This window comes from Veillonella sp. oral taxon 780 str. F0422 (genome assembly GCF_000221605.1).
Taxonomy (GTDB): domain Bacteria; phylum Bacillota; class Negativicutes; order Veillonellales; family Veillonellaceae; genus F0422.
The window spans coordinates 14,998-31,566 of record NZ_AFUJ01000065.1; the positions used below are offsets into that span (position 1 = coordinate 14,998).

Below are 16,569 nucleotides of genomic sequence, written 5' to 3' on the forward strand. Positions count from 1 at the left end.
CATTATTCTATATTCTGAATTTGCTCTCTTACTTTTTCTAACTCTACCTTCAATTGTACAACGGTGTCTACAATGGTGATTTCATTCCCTTTGGATCCCATCGTATTCACCTCGCGGTTCATTTCTTGTAACAAGAAATCTAACTTACGTCCAATAGGTCCTTCTTCCTCAAGTATTTCCTTTAATTGTACCACATGTGAGGCAAATCGGGCAATCTCTTCCGAAATATCTACTTTATCTGAAAGTATAGCCACTTCTTGCATGAACCGTTCTTCTTGAAAGTCTACGCCCACTTTATCTAGCATAGTCTGGATCCGTTGTAATAATCGCTCTTCATGGTGCGCTAATGCTACGTCTCTTCGACTCTCCATATAAGCAAATAATGTTTCAATCCCTTCTAGGCGTTTCGCAATATCCGCTTTCATCGCAATGCCTTCTTTAGCACGCATAGTAAGAACACCGTCTATGGCTAATTTCGTAGCTTCTTCTAAGGCACGACCTATCGCCTCTTCATCAGTAGGTGGTTCTTCTACAGTGATCCAGTCTGAAGAAATGGACATAATCGCCGATAAAGGGACCTCTTTCACATCTGCATAGAAACCTTCTTCTACTAAAAATTGTTTAATCTGTCCACATAAAGCGCGATTCATAGACAAGTCTTTTTCTTGTTCACCTGACTCTTTATATAAAATGGACACCTCTATCTTACCACGTTGAAAGGCAGATTGGATTAACCGTCGTACTTTATCCTCAAAGATATTAAATTGTTTAGGACTTTTAATGGTAATGTCACAATAGCGTGTATTTACCGTTTTAATCTCTACTTGGAAACTTCCTGCTTCCGTAGTCACTATGCCGCGACCAAAGCCTGTCATACTGTTCATGGATTTACCTCGCGTTTCCGATCTATTTCTTATCTTTCAGTATAGCACGGTAAGACTAAAAATAATACTACCATTTATAGAACTTAACCATATATGTGTTACGATATGCTTCTTGGCTCTAATCTAATACTCCCTATATCTCCTAGTACTAGATTGGTGTATACTAGTATAGGGACAGTTTTTAAAATTTTTCCCTTACTAATAGATAGTATATGACCATGGTATCCTTAATAAGGTACCATGTAATATCAATTATTTTTCGTAAATTTATACAAATTACCTATTCCATTTGTATAGAAAAGAAGTGTAATTTCAAGAATATTTTACACTTTCAAATATAATAGTACTATACACCTATAACGAAAGGATTTCCATGAATTTAGATGGTTTAACATTATCTGTATTAATCCGAGAACTAAATGACCAAGTTGGTAATGGTCAAATTCAACGTATTCAGCAGATTGATAAAACAAGTATACTTTTAAAAATTAATACACCTACCACAAGTCCATACTTAGTGATTACTGTAGGCAGTGCTCCATCTATCTATGTAACAGACAAGATTGTAGATGCTCCCAAGGAGCCCACATCTCTTATTATGTATTTACGAAAATACATTGAAGGAGCTCGTATCACAAATATTGAGCAACTACACGGGGACCGCATCATCCGCATCACCGCCGATAAATTAGGGTTAGATGGTTCCATACTTGTAAATGAAATCTATGTAGAACTAATGGGCAAATATTCCAACTGTATATTTGTGCAAGATGGCATCATTTTAGAATCCCTGGTTCATGTCACACCACTTATGAATCGTGTTCGGTCAGTAGCTCCTAAATTACCTTACGAGCTACCTCCTAATACATCTCGTGTGGATCTTATGCAGTTCTCTGGTCCGGAGATAACACAATTACTCCAATCTTTTTCACAAGACACAGTGGGCAATACCATTCGTCATATCTTCAACGGCTTTGGTTCTGTCCTATTAGATGATCTATGTTATCGTATGGGGCTAACTCCTACGACACCAATGGCATCGGAGCTCATCAACAGTATCACCGAAGGACTTATTAATTTGCAATCCCAGCTTCTTAGGGCACAAGGATTATTCCAATACACCACGGCTACTGGTAAACGCTTGTTAACGCCTATTCCACTCTGTGAAAGTTCCCCCCACACCATTGTTGATACTACCCAGTATCCAACAATATCTGAGGCCCTTTCACAGGATGTGGCAAAGCTAGGAGCTATTCATACAGCAGGAAAAGAGTTAGAAAAAATTATCTCCGCCGCTATCAAAAAAGAGGAAGGTCGTCACGAAAAAATAAAAGCTGAACTAGACGACACATCCAAAGCGGATATGTATAAATCCTATGGGGATTTGCTCATGATTTATAGCTACTTGCCCCACCACTATGAGTCGGAAGTGACGATGCAAAATGTATTATCTGACTCAGCTGAAGATATTACAATCCCATTGGATCCCCCATTATCTATTACAGAAAATGCGCAGGCCTATTATAAACTGTATCGTAAGATGAAAAATCGTACGAAAAATGGTCAATACCAACTAGAACAAAGCTCCATGCGCCTTTCTTATTTAGAATCTATCCAATACAGTCTATCTTTGGCTACGACCAAACAATCTGTTCAAGAAATTCGCAGTGAATGTGAAAGTGCAGGCATCTTGCGTCAATCTAAAAAGCCAATCCCTTTCAAGATTAAAAAAGACAATTTCTTGCATTTTACCATTCCTAATGGCGATGTCTATGTGGGACAAAATAATCAGCAAAATGAATACCTCACTAACCGTTGGGCTAAACCTAATGACCTATGGTTACATACACAGCATATTCAAGGATCTCATGTTATCTTACGTTCAGATATAGAACCAGATATTAAAATGATTGAAGCCGCTGCACAAATCGCTGCGTACTTTAGCAAAGGAAAAGAGACATCTAAAGTAACCGTGGACTACACCTTAGTGAAGCACATTAAAAAGCCACCTGGATCTCCTTTGGGGTATGTCATATTTAATACGCACAACGACATTGTGGTAGAACCGAAAGCACCTGAGGGGTATACAGAAAATCACTAGTTTATCTTAAGTACAAGTTAGAATATTCCTTTGTAATCTAATGGTAACCAATGATTTTAACAACATAATCAAAATATAGAAAAGGCTGTAAGCATTCATATCGTTTGCTTACAGCCTTTTTATTATTCTAATTCATATCGTATGAACTTCACAATCACTCTCGTACATCAGACTATATTCAGGTTCTTTTCCATCTATATAATCTAAAAAATATTTTAGGGGATTAGATATTACCCCAATTATAACACAAAGATGCTAGTTTAACGAGTTATATATAATGACTTAAGTTTATCCCAATACATCCGCCATGGCTTGTACTGTTCGTTCAATGGCGATATCTATGGTTTCTCTATCAATGGTTAAAGGCGGATTAAAGTAAATAACATTGCCCAATGGTCTAAGTAGTAATCCTCTATCTAATGCTTTTTTGTAGATTTGATAGCCCATACGTAAGGAGCCATCAAATCCTTCTTTTGTTTCTTTATTGGTAACAAGTTCGATGGCATTTATTAATCCCATACGACGAATTTCTCCTACATTGGGGTGATTACCTAAGGCTTTCAGTAAGGCCTCATGTAAATAGTTACCCATTTCCTCAGCTTGTTTCAAAATATGTTCATCTCGCAACGTATCTAGTACTGCCAATGCTGCGGCACAGCCCAATGGGTTACCACTATAGGTATGACTATGCATGAACGCTTTCATTGTGTGGTAATCATCGTAGAAGGCCTGATAAATTTTTTCAGCCACTACTGTAATGGACATCGGCATATAGCCACCAGTCAATGCTTTGGAGACAGTCATAATATCTGGAGAAACTCCTGCATGATCAAAGGCAAATAACTTGCCTGTACGACCAAATCCTGTGGCAATTTCATCAGCAATCAGTAACACTCCATAACGGTCGCACAGCTCACGTAGTTTACGTAGGTATTCTGGCGGATACATTTTCATACCTGCACACCCTTGAATCAATGGTTCGACGATTACTGCTGCCAAGGTAGCTCCATGTTCTGCAAAGTCTTGTTCCATATGCTCAAAACATTCACAGGAACAAGTTTCGCGAGTTTTACCATAAGCACAACGATAACAGTCTGGTCCTTGTGTGTGAACAGTTTGATCCATCAACATTGGCTTATAAATTTCAGCAAACAAATCCATACTGCCTACCGATAAAGCACCAATGGTTTCACCATGGTAGCTCTCACTGAGGCATAAAAATTTTTGACGCTCTGGGTGACCTGTTTGATAGTGGTATTGGAACGCCATTTTCAAGGCACATTCTACAGCACCAGACCCATTATCACTAAAGTGAAACCTTGTTAACCCTTCTGGCACTACTTCTTTCAATCGTTCAGCCAAAGTGATAGCCGGACGATGACTAAAGTTAGCAAAGATAACATGTTCCAGTGTATCTAATTGGTTTTTAATCGCCTCATTGACATTTGGATGGCAATGACCCAATAAATTACACCACCAAGAACTGATAATATCTATGTATTCTTTTCCATCTACATCATATAAATAGCAACCTTTTGCATGGTCAATCACAATGGGTGGCAATGTTTCATAATCTTTCATTTGAGAACATGGATGCCAAATTAACTCTAAATCCTTTTTTGCCCAATCTTTCATGTGTATACCTATACCTCTCTTATGATTATCTAATTATGCATGGGGATTCACAACATCCTCGTAACAATTTAACATAGTGTCCACATCCATATGCAAGGATGTTTCACCTGGTCTTATTCGATCTAAGACAGGAATTCCCGTCAATCGTTCCATCATCACACAATTATCTTCTTCCATTGGGTTTCCTGTGTATTGATTCACAATGATACCGTTTACAGTAATACCTTTGGATTGCAAATAATGGATTGTCAACACTGTGCTGTTAATCGTACCAAGTGCTGCTGTAGCTACCACAATTGTTGGCAAGCCTAAATCTTTTACTACATCCTCTAGCATATATAGCTCTGTATCTGTTACATATAGAGGACAAATAATTCCCCCACTACCTTCTACAGTTGTATAAGCATGTGATCTAGCGACGTTACAGAAATTTTGGTTCACTATGGTTCTATCGATAACTTTTCCTTCATGACGAGCCGCTAAATGGGGAGATACGGCCTCATCAAATACATAAGATAGTAAACTTTCATCCTCCTGTGAAAGTCCTGCCACTTGTTTTACATAGCCTGCATCGCTTTCAGAAATGCTAGGAGCACCGCTGACAGCTGCTTTATAATATGCCACATCATGGCCAGCTTCATGAAGTTTTTTGAGCCATAAAGCAGTGATATATGTTTTACCTACATCTGTTCCTGTACCTAATATATACAAACCTTTTGGGCTTTGAGTTATTGTCATGATTTTATCCTTTCCTACGTTGTTCATCACCTGTGGTGACTTTCACAAATATCAACATAAGGTGCATACCAACGTGTATATGCACCTTATGTCACATCTGTTATGTATACTATCGTTTTAAAATCGGAAGTAATCGTTTTGCAATCACTGCTGCCAAGATACAGAGGAAAATATCTGGTATCACTGGCAATGCAAAACAGTAGATAAATAATACATCTAGTCCAATTGGTTTTGCTAAGTATAGATCCATGATTTCATATAAGTAGACCATGCCTAAGGCATATACTATAGCTAAATTCACAAATGAAGCGGTTAGCAATGTTTTGAAAGTCACAACTGTTGCTTTTTCTATCATACGACCCGCCATAAAAGCACCAATAGCAAAGCCTAATAGATAGCCAAAGGTAGGTTTGAAGATGTACATAAATCCACCACCTTCAGTAAATACCGGCACCCCTACAAGACCAAGAATGATGTACATCGCCACACTCATACCGCCTAATCGACTTCCCAAGATTAAGCCAGCTAATGTGGTAAAGAGCAATTGCAAGGTAAATGGTAAATTAGGAATAGGAATCTTAATAAATGCCCCTACTGCTACCAAAGCCACAAATAATGCGGTCATCGTAATTTGTCTTGCACTCATCGCTCCTCTTACATTTGTTTCTTCTTTCATGATAGGACCCTCCCTTGAGCCACAACATAAGATGATAAAAAATGTCTTTCAAGTAGTATTAAAACACTATTGCTTTTTATTGTCAACTCCAATATAATTACTAGGAGTTTACAATAAAAAGAAACGACCTATCCTATCATAGATCATGATAGATAGATCGTTTGTATATTATTAGATACATCAAAGATTTATAACTATACTATAATAAATATATCCAAAAGTTAATACTCCCTCCTCGGGGTTGTAAAGCTTTAATGACTGCACGCTATTTATTTGCAATTAACTGTTCCACCACAGGAATTTGAACCGTATCTTCTTGTTTCCACGTCAAAGGCACCACAGATATGTATCCTTCTTTGATATGTCCCACATCGGTTGGTTTATCTTCCTTATGAAATCCTTGGTCGCCTACAATCCAATAGTACTCTCTACCCTTAGCATCTTGGCGCACATCAATGACATTTGTATACTCTTGAAAGCCTTGATGGAATACTTTCACTTGCTCCCAGTTAACAGGGCCTTCTTTTAGGAAATTGACATTTAACAACCCTTCATATTTTCCTTTTTCGTATATAACTCTGATAAAGTCAGTAATAAAAGGCAATATTTCCTCCATACGTTTGACGGTATATTTCTCAAGAGATAAAGCCAAAGATGGAATATTGTACATCAACCCTTCTAATGCGGCACCGACAGTACCTGAATACACCGCATCAGATCCTAAGTTAAATCCATGATTAATACCAGATACAACTAAGTCAGGACGATCATTTTTTAATAAATAAGATAAAGAAAACTTCACGCAGTCTACTGGCGTGCCCTCTACAAAGAGCATTCTTGGGTTGTCGCCCTCTTCACTCATCTCTTTTGCTCGAATAGGCACTTGTACCGTTAACGCACTAGATTTTGCACTTTGCTCCACCTTAGGTGCCACCATTGTTACTCGATGGTGCTTTGCTAATTCCTGTGCTAATCCTTGTATACCTGGGGCCCATAAGCCATCGTCATTTGTTAATAAAATATGCATAGTGTCTCCTATCTAATAATAATAGTACATATACTATTGTATAGTAAATTGACTAAGATTGCTATATTTGTAAGATTCCGAATATATTTATTTTAAAATTATATCGAACATAAAAACGGCTAGTCTATTTTTAGGACCAGCCGTTACTTTGTTCGATATTATTCTATTATATTATTCTTCAATAGCTGATATTTTATCCACACGTTTTGCATGGCGACCGCCTTCAAATTCAGTATGCAACCAAATGTCCACGATTTCTAATGCCAAACCTTGACCAATAACACGTTCACCCATAGTGAGTACATTAGCATTGTTATGCTCACGACTAGCATGAGCAGAGAATGTATCATGACATAATGCCGCACGAACCCCTTTTACTTTATTCGCTGCAATACCGATACCGATACCTGTACCACATGTCAAAATACCACGATCAAATTCACCAGCTGCTACTGCTTCTGCCAATGGTTTTGCCACATCTGGATAATCCATGGAATCTGTAGAGTACGTACCAAAATCTTTGTACTCAATGCCTTGTTTCTCTAGTAAGCCTTTAATCGCTTCTTTTAAATGAAATCCACCATGATCACAACCAACTGCTACTTTCATTTTGTCCTCCTTTATTTAAAACGTCGTTCATCATTTAATTACTTATGTAATTCAATCCCTTTTCGTATATGCCGTACAATCTGTTCCGCTGTTTTAGTATATATGTCTTGAGATTGTCCAAATGGGTCTTCTACGTCCCCAACTTCGCCACCAAATTCAGCAAGGGTCATAATTTTTTTACTATCGAAAGGAAATTGGCGAAGTAATATTTTTTTATGATCTTCTGTCATTGCCAATACATAATCTGCGGCTTTCACAAAATCTACTTTTAATGGGCGAGAGCTGTGTTCGCTAATATCTTCGCCTACTAATTCACGAACTGCATCCACAGCTTCGTCGCTCACCTTAGCTCCAGGAACACAAAATAATCCTGTGGATAAAGTCACTACCTCTATACCAAGCTCACGCCCTACAGCACGGGCAATTCCTTCTCCCATGGGACTACGACAGGTATTCCCTGTACAAACAAATAATAAATTCATAATTACCTCTACTATCCTTTACACAAATTGTACATGACCACCACTGGCCTTCTCTAAGCGATTCATAACGGCCACACCAAGTCCTACCGGAGCACAGCCTTCCACAAGTAATGTATCCACACCCATGTCGTTGAACTGTAATAAACTATCATATAAACGGTTGGCTAATGCCATAGGCTCTGCTTGTTCACCATATACAATGATATCTACTGAAAGTGTAAAATTAGGAAGTACTGCATTTAAATTTTCCAAAGTTTCCTCTGAAAGTAATAACCCAATTCTCAGCGTTTCCTTGCAATCTTCTTGTAATATAGCTTCTTGCTGAACCATCTTATCTATGATGTCTTTCATGTGTTCCGCTACTGTTAATGACTGTCCCACTAGTACTTGTACAGGCATGTCTGGTGCATAATGGCGATATTTCATACCTGGCGCTTTGGGTGCCTCTGTAGGATCATGCAAAGCTGTGTCATATACCACATGGTCCGCCACCATTTCAAGCATCTTTTTTGTGACACCACCTGGACGCAAAATAATCACAGTATCACCTTCTACCTGTACGACTGTAGATTCTACACCTATTTCACAGGGACCTGCATCCACTATCCCATGAATACGTCCTTTCATATCGTGTAAGACTGCTTCTGCCGTAGTCGGACTTGGTCGACCTGAGAGATTGGCACTAGGTGCTGCAATAGGCACACCCGCAATGCGTATCATCTCACGACACACCTCATGGTCTGGGCATCGTAATGCCACCCGTGAAAGTCCACCGGTCGCACGCTCTGGCACTAGCGCAGACTTTTCAAAAGTAATCGTTAATGGACCCGGCCAAAAGGTATCCATTAATCTTTGTTCTAAAGGAGAGATATGTTTCACTAAACGGTGCACCATAGACTGGTCACATACATGTAATATTAAAGGATTATCAGAAGGTCGCCCCTTTGCAGCATAAATACGATCCATCGCATCTGCTGCCAGTCCATTAGCTCCTAAGCCATAGACCGTCTCCGTAGGTATAGCTACTAAATCGCCTACACGAAGCAAAGTGCCCGCTAACTCCACATCATTTGCAGTTAATAACTGTGTCTCAATATGATCTAATGCTTCCATATCGTACCTCCTTTCCTATGCACTATTATATCACTATTTACGTTGTATCTTCCAACGTACTTCACGAATGATACCAGCAATATCTCGTTGATATACTGGTTCTCCATAGCATCCTGTTTCTACGGCTAGCTTTGATACAGCCTCTTCTTGACCTTGTCCAATTTCGATGGCAAGGTATCCACCGTCTTTTACAAGACGCCAACCTTCACGAATGATAGGAACATAAAACTCTAATCCTGTAGTTCCTCCATGAAGGGCAATATGAGGTTCATGTAATACTTCTTGAGATAATGTGTTCATCTCTGCGGTAGTAATATATGGTGGGTTCGACACAAGTACATCGAACAGACCTTCTAAGGCTGTTTGTTGTTCACCAAAAAGAGCCTTACAAGCATCTAACAATGCACTATATTCAGTACCTTTGCCTACTTTCACCTGTTCTAATAGTTGCTTTATATCACTTTTATAGAACCTTGAAACATCCGCTAATTCTAAAGATATACGATTCTCTTCAGCCACTGCCAAAGCTTTATTGGAAATATCTACTCCTATACCAGTGGCATTAGGTAAATAATGTAATAGACTTAATAAAATAGTACCAGGACCAGTGCATAAGTCTAAAATGCGTGGCGATGCATCCACATCATAAAGATCTAGTATATCCTCAATTAATGTTTCCGTATCTGGGCGAGGAATCAACACATGCTCGTTCACATGAAAGTCTAACCCCATAAATTCTTTATGCCCTGTAATAGCTGCTACGCTATATCCTTTCGCTCTCTGTACCACTAGAGGTCGATAAGCATCTAATTCAGCCTTGTCCAATGGACGGTCAAAGTTTACATATAAGTACATACGGTCACATCCCAAACTATGAGAAAGCAGTACTTCCCCATCCAAGCGGCTTGATTCTATGCCTTTGGAGCGAAAATACTGCTCTGTCCATTGGAGCATGCGACTAATAGTCCATAACTCATTATCCATGTTGATTTGCCTCTTGCATTTTAGCGGCTTGTTCTGCTGTGATTAAAGCTTGGATTAATTCATCCATATCCCCATTTAATACAGCATTTAATTTGTATAAAGTTAAGTTAATGCGATGGTCTGTCACACGACCTTGTGGATAGTTGTACGTACGAATACGCTCGGAGCGATCCCCTGTACCCACTTGGCTTTTACGATCTGCTGCCATGGCAGACGTCGCTTCTTGCTCTGCTTTATCTTGTAATTTAGCACGCAATACGCGCATTGCTTTTTCACGGTTTTTGAGCTGAGAACGCTCATCCTGACAAGCTACCACAATACCAGATGGTTTGTGTGTAATACGGACAGCTGACTCCGTTTTATTAATGTGCTGTCCACCTGCACCAGATGCACGGTATGTATCGATTTCCAAATCTTTTTCATTGATTTCGATGTCGATATCTTCTGCTTCTGGTAATACCGCAACAGTTACAGTAGACGTATGGATACGTCCAGAAGATTCTGTATCTGGCACACGTTGCACACGGTGTACGCCACTTTCAAATTTTAACTTAGAATATACACTGTCGCCTTCGATAGAGAACACTACCTCTTTGAAGCCTCCTAATTCAGGCTCGTTCGCATCGATGATGGTACATCTCCAGCCTTGTGTTTCTGCGTACTTTGTAAACATACGGAATAAATCTCCTGCGAACAAAGCTGCTTCATCACCACCGGCACCACCACGAATTTCGACGATAATATTCTTATCATCGTTCGGATCTTTTGGTAATAGTAAAATATGTAATTCTGCTTCTAATTCATCACGGCGAACTTTTAATTCATTCAATTCTTCTTGTGCCATAGCACGGAAGTCTTCATCTAGGCTTTTATCACCTAGTACTTCTAACGCTTCTTCAATGCCGGCTAAGACTTGTTTATATTGACGGAATGTGTTCACTGTATCCGTCAATGACGCATGTTGGCGAGTCAGTTTACGCCAATCTTCTTGGCGAGCAATCACATCTGGGTCAGAAATGCGCTGTTCCAAGTCTAAAAATTTATCTTCAATCACTTGCAGTTTATCTACTAACACGGTGACTCCTTTCTAATCTTCTTCGTAAGCATCTTCTTCACTAGGTCGCACAGATTGTAAGGCACGAATGGCCACTTCAATTTGGTCATCCTCTGGCTCTCTCGTAGTCATATATTGTAGGGCCAAACCAGGAGCAATGATGGCTTTCATGAGTGGATGCTGTGTCCGTCCAGCTAGGCGAATCAATTCATAGGAAATTCCAGCCACCACTGGCATCAAGGCTAATCTAGATACTATACGTTCCACTAAATTAGGCCAACCTAGAAATGCGAATACAAATATACTCACTACCATGACCAATAATAAGAAATTAGTACCGCACCGTGCATGTAATCTAGAATGATTTCGCACATTTTCCACGGTTAATTCCATATCATTTTCATAGGTGTGTATCGTTTTATGCTCTGCCCCATGATACTGAAAGACACGCTTAATATCTGGAGTGAGCCCAATAGCAAAAATATATAATAAAAAAAGGATTAAACGAATAATTCCTTCATATAAATTCAATATCATATGATCTGTGCCTGCACCTGGCATAAATTTTGCCAACCATGTCGGTAAGGCGATAAATAATGCTGCTGCAATGAGTACAGATACAGCCATAGTGATGGCAATTTCTTTGTTGGATACCTCTTCCTCTTCTTCTCCAGAGGCCTGTGCCGAAAAGGATAAGGCTTTCATACCAATCACTAAGGATTCAAACAAAGCTACTACTCCACGCAGAAATGGCAACTTTAATACGGGATACTTGTCTTGGATAGATTTCGTAGGTTCTTCTTTAACCGTGATGGTTCCATCTGGTTTTCGACAAGCTGTGGCCATAATCTTAGGACCACGCATCATAACCCCTTCAATGACGGCTTGTCCACCTACATATTTTTTTACTCGTTCCTGAGTCATAGGGTCTCCTGTAAAACAAATATAGGCAGAGCCTTAGCTCTGCCAATTAATTTGTATAGGTTATTTACGTAATTATTTTCCGTAACGTTTGTTAAATTGTTCGATACGACCACGAGCTTTAGCCGCACGTTGTTGGCCTGTGAAGAATGGATGGCAGTTGGAGCAAACGTCCACGCGAAGATCACCTTTAACAGAACCAGTTTTGAATGTGTTTCCACAACCGCAAGTTACAGTTGCTTCCGCATAATTAGGATGAATTCCTTCTTTCATGTATATACACCTCTTTTCAACGTCTAAACTTTTCCTATAGATTATATCACGAATGCTATACTCTATGCAATACTAGGGACTATGACTTATTCAGATTTTTCTGCTTCTAATTTTTTAGCCTCTGCTCGTTCTTGTTTTGCTTCTTCTAAAGCTTCTTCTAAATCTACAGAGTTTAAGATTTCTTTTAGTTCTAAAATCTCTTCTAATGTCAAGGTTACACCTTTTGTCATTTGTGAGTAATCTTCATCCCAAGCGCGGATATCGAATTTAGGATTGTAACGTCCCCAGCTTGTGCATGTTAATTGCTTTTTCATGCCATCTTTATTTTCTGAAAGTGTACCTAGTACTTTATAAATTGAATAATTAACCACAGCCATGATTAGCCCTCCTCTGCTTCTGTATTCGTTTCTGTTGGCACTGGTACAACCACACTAGCTAGTGTGGCTAATGCATTGCCCCAGTTTGTTTCAGCTTGCGCTTTTTCTGTTTCATATTGTTCTAATGAAGTGGTAAAGCTTGTCGTAAATGTAGCCAACGCCTCTTCTTTCACCACTTGACGACGACAACTACCCATTAATTGTAATAATGCAGGTGTGGTAGTTACCATGGACGCTAATGTACGTACTACTTGTTTTCCTTCTTCACTATTGAAATACGTATACCATAAGAATGGTGCACTTGGATGGTTAAAATACCAACGATATTCTACTGTATCATCTTGTAAAACAGATTGTTCCATCGCAGTTTGTACGGCTTCATCCTCTGGGGATGCCCCTAAAGGAATACCACCCTTTTGTTCCAATGTAACAGACACATCGATGCCTTTCATAGATACTTGTAAATAATATCCCTCCAAAGCTTCAAACATGCGTTGCATGTATGTTGGAATACGATAGTCTCCATGTATATATCCATCTTCACCCATGGTTGGATGTTTTGGATTCATACTTACTTGTACACCATATAGTGAAAGTCCATAGTGAGCCAAACTAAATGTTTCCATAGACGCCAAAACTTCGTGAGGCAATGGAATGAAGTTGGTTTGCTTATACCCATCTTCAACGATTTCACAAATGGACAAACCTACTTTTTTCACAGGTCCTAAGCCATAGCGGAATTCATAGGTTTGCAATGGGGCCCATTCTCGAACGACTTCTAAATGATTTTGAAGAATCATGAACTGTAAGGCTACTCGATTCATATTCAATTGATCTTGTACGGCAGACACTGGAATGAAGTAACGTACAGTGCCTTTTTCGCTTACATTATTCACACGAGCCGCCATTTCTTCCATCGTCGTTACTGGTGCTGTGAACATGCCGGATGTAGCTGCTACAATGTGGTCAAAGATGACATCTTCTGGCCATTCATTGATTACTGGTGCTAATGGATATAGACTACGGAATAGGTCATAGCAGCTTTCAGAGGCTGTATAAAACAGCAAACGATCTGTGGGAAGGGTTTGCATTATTTCTTCTGCAATGGCTGCATATTCCTCAAAATAGGCAAAAAGAATTATACCTTCTGTATTCTTGTGGAAGTCGATAACTTCTTTGAACGGTACAGTCCATTGACGACCTGCGGACACACCTTCATAATAGCCAGTAGCACTGATGAAATCCATTAATTCTACGCTAAAGGAAACACCGTAAATTTCCTTAAACCCTGCTTCATCATATGGCAAGGGTCCAAACATATCTACTGTGGATGTTTGTGCAAGCTCAAATAATTCTTTCGGCGTAATCCCCCACTCACGGACTTCACCGCTTTGGGTGATGATTTGATCTAATACACGGAATCTTGCTATTTCCTGTACGATAGCAGGACCTATAACACCTACTTTTGTAAAAGTTTCTATGAGATGTCTCATTTGTTCTGTCATACTATACCTTCCCTGCCGATTGGCATACATCATATAAAGGACATTCGTCACATAATGGTTTTCGTGCTTTACAAATTTTTCGACCGTGCCAGATCATCCAATGATGTGCGGCACTCCAGTGTTCCATAGGAATTGCTTTTTTCAGTTTCTTTTCTACTTCATCTGGTGTTTTACCCTTAGCAATACCTAAGCGATTGGATACACGAAACACATGCGTGTCGACCGCAATGGCTGGTGTATCAAATAGTATGGATACTAATACATTGGCTGTTTTACGACCAACCCCTGGCAATGTGACTAAGGTATCAAAATCTCGGGGCACTTCACTATTGTGTTGTTCCACTAAAATTTTGCATGTTTCATGAATATGTTTAGCTTTAGAACGATATAACCCGCAATCTTTAATGAGCGCCTCTAATCCAGGTATACCTAATTCATACATGTCTTTAGGATCGCTATATTTCGGAAAGAGTCGTTTTGTTACAATGTTGACTCGTTCGTCAGTACATTGTGCAGATAATGCAACTGCTACTAGTAATTCAAAAGGCGTAGTAAATTCTAGTGCAGGTTTTGCATCATGGTAGACTTCTCCCAATATTCGTATTTGCTCTGCCTTGATGGCTTTTGTGATTCGCATCGGAGCCTTCTCCTCTAAGATGAAAAAACTATATAAATTGTGTTATAATATAAATCTACAATGAATATCATCGGTTAGATACTTTTATCTAACCAAGTATATAAAGTATCATACCATAAAGAAAGTCTACTAACAAATAAGGAGATTATCTATGACAGAACAAGAAAAAAAGAAATGACCATGGAAGAAGCATTAACACGCATTAATGCATTGGCAGCGAAAAAAAATCTGGTCAAAGCTTAACAGAAGAAGAGTTAGCAGAAAAAAAGATTTATATGAAGTGTATTTAGGTTTTATCCGTGCCCAAGTGGTACAACATTTGGAATCTATTGAGTTTGTAGATGCTGAACCTGAAGCAGATACTGTGGAAGTGGATGTAGATTTAGACACAAAACACTTACGGAAGAAGCATTAATATGTCTCAATACACAGAAAAGGATTTGCGCATTTTAGAAGAACCCTTTGTGGAAATCAGAAAAAAGGTAAAAATTCTACTTCGTATGGGCTGTTTATTATCTGAAAATGGAGCCAATGCGAACCAAATTGTTCGAGATATGCATCGCGCAGCCGCATATATGGGAATTCCAGCAGATCATCTTCATATCCATATTGCCTACTCTAATATTTTGATTAATATTCATAGTCCAGAAGATTGCTTTACATCCTTTAGAAATGTCCAATATTTAGGTGCTAATATGGATATTATTTCCTCCATTAGTGTCTTAACTTGGACTGCATTACGTAATGAGTATACTCTTGATGAATTTTCCCAAAAACTCGAAGAGATTGCTAAAAAAGATCCTCCCCATTCGGACGCCACATCTGCCATCTTTGCAGGATTTGCCTGTGGTGCTTTTCCTATCTTATTTGGGGGTACTATTATCTCTGCATGGATTACAACATTCTGCGCTCTCCTTGGATTTATTATACAATTGATATTAAAACGTTTTCAAATTAATGGCTATATCAGTATCGCCTGTGCTGCTGCGGTATCTTCTGGATTAGCCTTTCTATCCGGATGTATTTTTGACTCTGCCGATGTGATCTATGCTATGATTGCTTGCACATTGTTTATGGTTCCTGGCATTCCTCTCATTAATACAGTCGATGATTTGCTAAACAACTACATTTTGGCAGGAATATCTCGAGCTGTACATACGTTACTCATTGTGGGCAGTATGACTGTAGGGATTAGCATGGCTCAATACTTCAATCATTCTTATGATTTCACCCATTTAAGTATTGTTCCAGACAGCATTTCCATTGTTTTACTAGGTGCTGCCGTTGTGGGTGCTGCGGGCTATGCTGTCATGTTTTATACTCCAAAGCGTCTACTCCCACTCATAGGTATTGGTGGCCTCATTGCTATTTTAGTAAAAAATACGCTCATATTATACTTAGGATTTTCTGTGTTTGGCGCTACTTTTATCGCTGCTGCTATGGTTAGTTTATTTTCTCTGAAAGCAGCTCGTTATTCCCATACATCCTCTAAAGTATTAGCGATTCCATCAGTGATTCCCCTTGTACCTGGCGTATTTATCTATCGATTTTTA

At 39.1% G+C, this 16,569-nt stretch carries 18 protein-coding genes; 3 read left to right on the top strand and 15 right to left on the bottom strand.

Features of this window, described 5'->3' with window-relative positions; genetic code table 11:
• Positions 1 to 2: 2 nt before the first annotated feature.
• Positions 3 to 884 (bottom strand): YicC/YloC family endoribonuclease, encoded by an 882-nt coding sequence (locus HMPREF9200_RS07385; protein WP_009354104.1) that lies wholly within the window; start codon positions 882 to 884, stop codon positions 3 to 5.
• A gap of 373 nt (positions 885 to 1,257) precedes the next feature.
• On the opposite strand from HMPREF9200_RS07385, the gene HMPREF9200_RS07390 reads away from it, so the two are divergent.
• The gene (locus tag HMPREF9200_RS07390; RefSeq protein WP_009354081.1) at positions 1,258 to 2,985 is read left to right on the top strand and encodes an NFACT family protein; all 1,728 of its coding nucleotides are present in this window, start codon (positions 1,258 to 1,260) and stop codon (positions 2,983 to 2,985) included.
• Positions 2,986 to 3,273: 288 nt separating this feature from the next.
• Here HMPREF9200_RS07390 and bioA read toward each other — a convergent pair whose 3' ends face one another.
• The 14 genes from bioA to nth all read right to left on the bottom strand — a co-directional run bounded on the left by bioA (position 3,274) and on the right by nth (position 15,016).
• Positions 3,274 to 4,620 (bottom strand): adenosylmethionine--8-amino-7-oxononanoate transaminase, encoded by a 1,347-nt coding sequence (gene bioA / locus HMPREF9200_RS07395; protein ID WP_009354086.1) that lies wholly within the window; start codon positions 4,618 to 4,620, stop codon positions 3,274 to 3,276.
• Positions 4,621 to 4,653: 33 nt separating this feature from the next.
• Complete coding sequence (bioD, locus tag HMPREF9200_RS07400) at positions 4,654 to 5,358, bottom strand: dethiobiotin synthase (protein WP_009354114.1); 705 nt, start codon at positions 5,356 to 5,358, stop codon at positions 4,654 to 4,656.
• Positions 5,359 to 5,467: 109 nt separating this feature from the next.
• Positions 5,468 to 6,034, bottom strand: coding sequence for a biotin transporter BioY (locus tag HMPREF9200_RS07405; protein ID WP_009354110.1), 567 nt, complete (start codon positions 6,032 to 6,034; stop codon positions 5,468 to 5,470).
• Positions 6,035 to 6,299: 265 nt separating this feature from the next.
• A complete protein-coding gene (gene surE, locus HMPREF9200_RS07410; RefSeq protein WP_009354113.1) occupies positions 6,300 to 7,061 on the bottom strand; it encodes a 5'/3'-nucleotidase SurE in 762 nt (253 codons plus the stop codon).
• A 171-nt stretch (positions 7,062 to 7,232) separates the two neighbouring features.
• Positions 7,233 to 7,670 (bottom strand): ribose 5-phosphate isomerase B, encoded by a 438-nt coding sequence (gene rpiB, locus HMPREF9200_RS07415; RefSeq protein WP_009354095.1) that lies wholly within the window; start codon positions 7,668 to 7,670, stop codon positions 7,233 to 7,235.
• A 38-nt stretch (positions 7,671 to 7,708) separates the two neighbouring features.
• Entirely contained in the window at positions 7,709 to 8,152 is a 444-nt protein-coding gene (locus tag HMPREF9200_RS07420) for a low molecular weight protein arginine phosphatase (RefSeq protein WP_009354097.1), read from the bottom strand.
• An 18-nt stretch (positions 8,153 to 8,170) separates the two neighbouring features.
• Positions 8,171 to 9,265, bottom strand: coding sequence for an L-threonylcarbamoyladenylate synthase (locus HMPREF9200_RS07425; RefSeq protein WP_009354084.1), 1,095 nt, complete (start codon positions 9,263 to 9,265; stop codon positions 8,171 to 8,173).
• Between the two features lie 33 nt (positions 9,266 to 9,298).
• The gene (gene prmC / locus HMPREF9200_RS07430) at positions 9,299 to 10,249 is read right to left on the bottom strand and encodes a peptide chain release factor N(5)-glutamine methyltransferase (protein ID WP_009354101.1); all 951 of its coding nucleotides are present in this window, start codon (positions 10,247 to 10,249) and stop codon (positions 9,299 to 9,301) included.
• A complete protein-coding gene (gene prfA / locus HMPREF9200_RS07435) occupies positions 10,242 to 11,324 on the bottom strand; it encodes a peptide chain release factor 1 (protein WP_009354098.1) in 1,083 nt (360 codons plus the stop codon). The genes prmC and prfA overlap by 8 nt, the downstream gene beginning before the upstream one ends.
• Before the next feature lie 12 nt (positions 11,325 to 11,336).
• Positions 11,337 to 12,227 carry a DUF1385 domain-containing protein gene (locus tag HMPREF9200_RS07440; RefSeq protein ID WP_009354089.1) on the bottom strand — a complete coding sequence of 297 codons (891 nt, stop codon included), beginning with the start codon at positions 12,225 to 12,227 and terminating at the stop codon, positions 11,337 to 11,339.
• A 72-nt stretch (positions 12,228 to 12,299) separates the two neighbouring features.
• Positions 12,300 to 12,497 carry a 50S ribosomal protein L31 gene (rpmE, locus tag HMPREF9200_RS07445; protein WP_009354094.1) on the bottom strand — a complete coding sequence of 66 codons (198 nt, stop codon included), beginning with the start codon at positions 12,495 to 12,497 and terminating at the stop codon, positions 12,300 to 12,302.
• 86 nt (positions 12,498 to 12,583) lie between these two features.
• On the bottom strand, positions 12,584 to 12,874 hold the full coding sequence (locus tag HMPREF9200_RS07450) for a YdbC family protein (protein ID WP_009354108.1): 291 nt from the start codon (positions 12,872 to 12,874) through the stop codon (positions 12,584 to 12,586).
• Between the two features lie 2 nt (positions 12,875 to 12,876).
• Positions 12,877 to 14,379, bottom strand: coding sequence for a hypothetical protein (locus HMPREF9200_RS08180; protein WP_009354092.1), 1,503 nt, complete (start codon positions 14,377 to 14,379; stop codon positions 12,877 to 12,879).
• A gap of 1 nt (position 14,380) precedes the next feature.
• Entirely contained in the window at positions 14,381 to 15,016 is a 636-nt protein-coding gene (nth, locus tag HMPREF9200_RS07460; protein WP_009354082.1) for an endonuclease III, read from the bottom strand.
• Between the two features lie 280 nt (positions 15,017 to 15,296).
• Here nth and HMPREF9200_RS09110 point away from each other — a divergent pair, with 280 nt between their 5' ends.
• Together HMPREF9200_RS09110 and HMPREF9200_RS07465 are read left to right on the top strand one after the other, a co-directional pair.
• A complete protein-coding gene (locus HMPREF9200_RS09110; protein WP_009354085.1) occupies positions 15,297 to 15,431 on the top strand; it encodes a hypothetical protein in 135 nt (44 codons plus the stop codon).
• A 1-nt stretch (position 15,432) separates the two neighbouring features.
• Positions 15,433 to 16,569, top strand: a 1,137-nt coding sequence (locus HMPREF9200_RS07465; protein ID WP_009354088.1) for a threonine/serine exporter ThrE family protein, incomplete at its 3' end; no start/stop codon positions are given.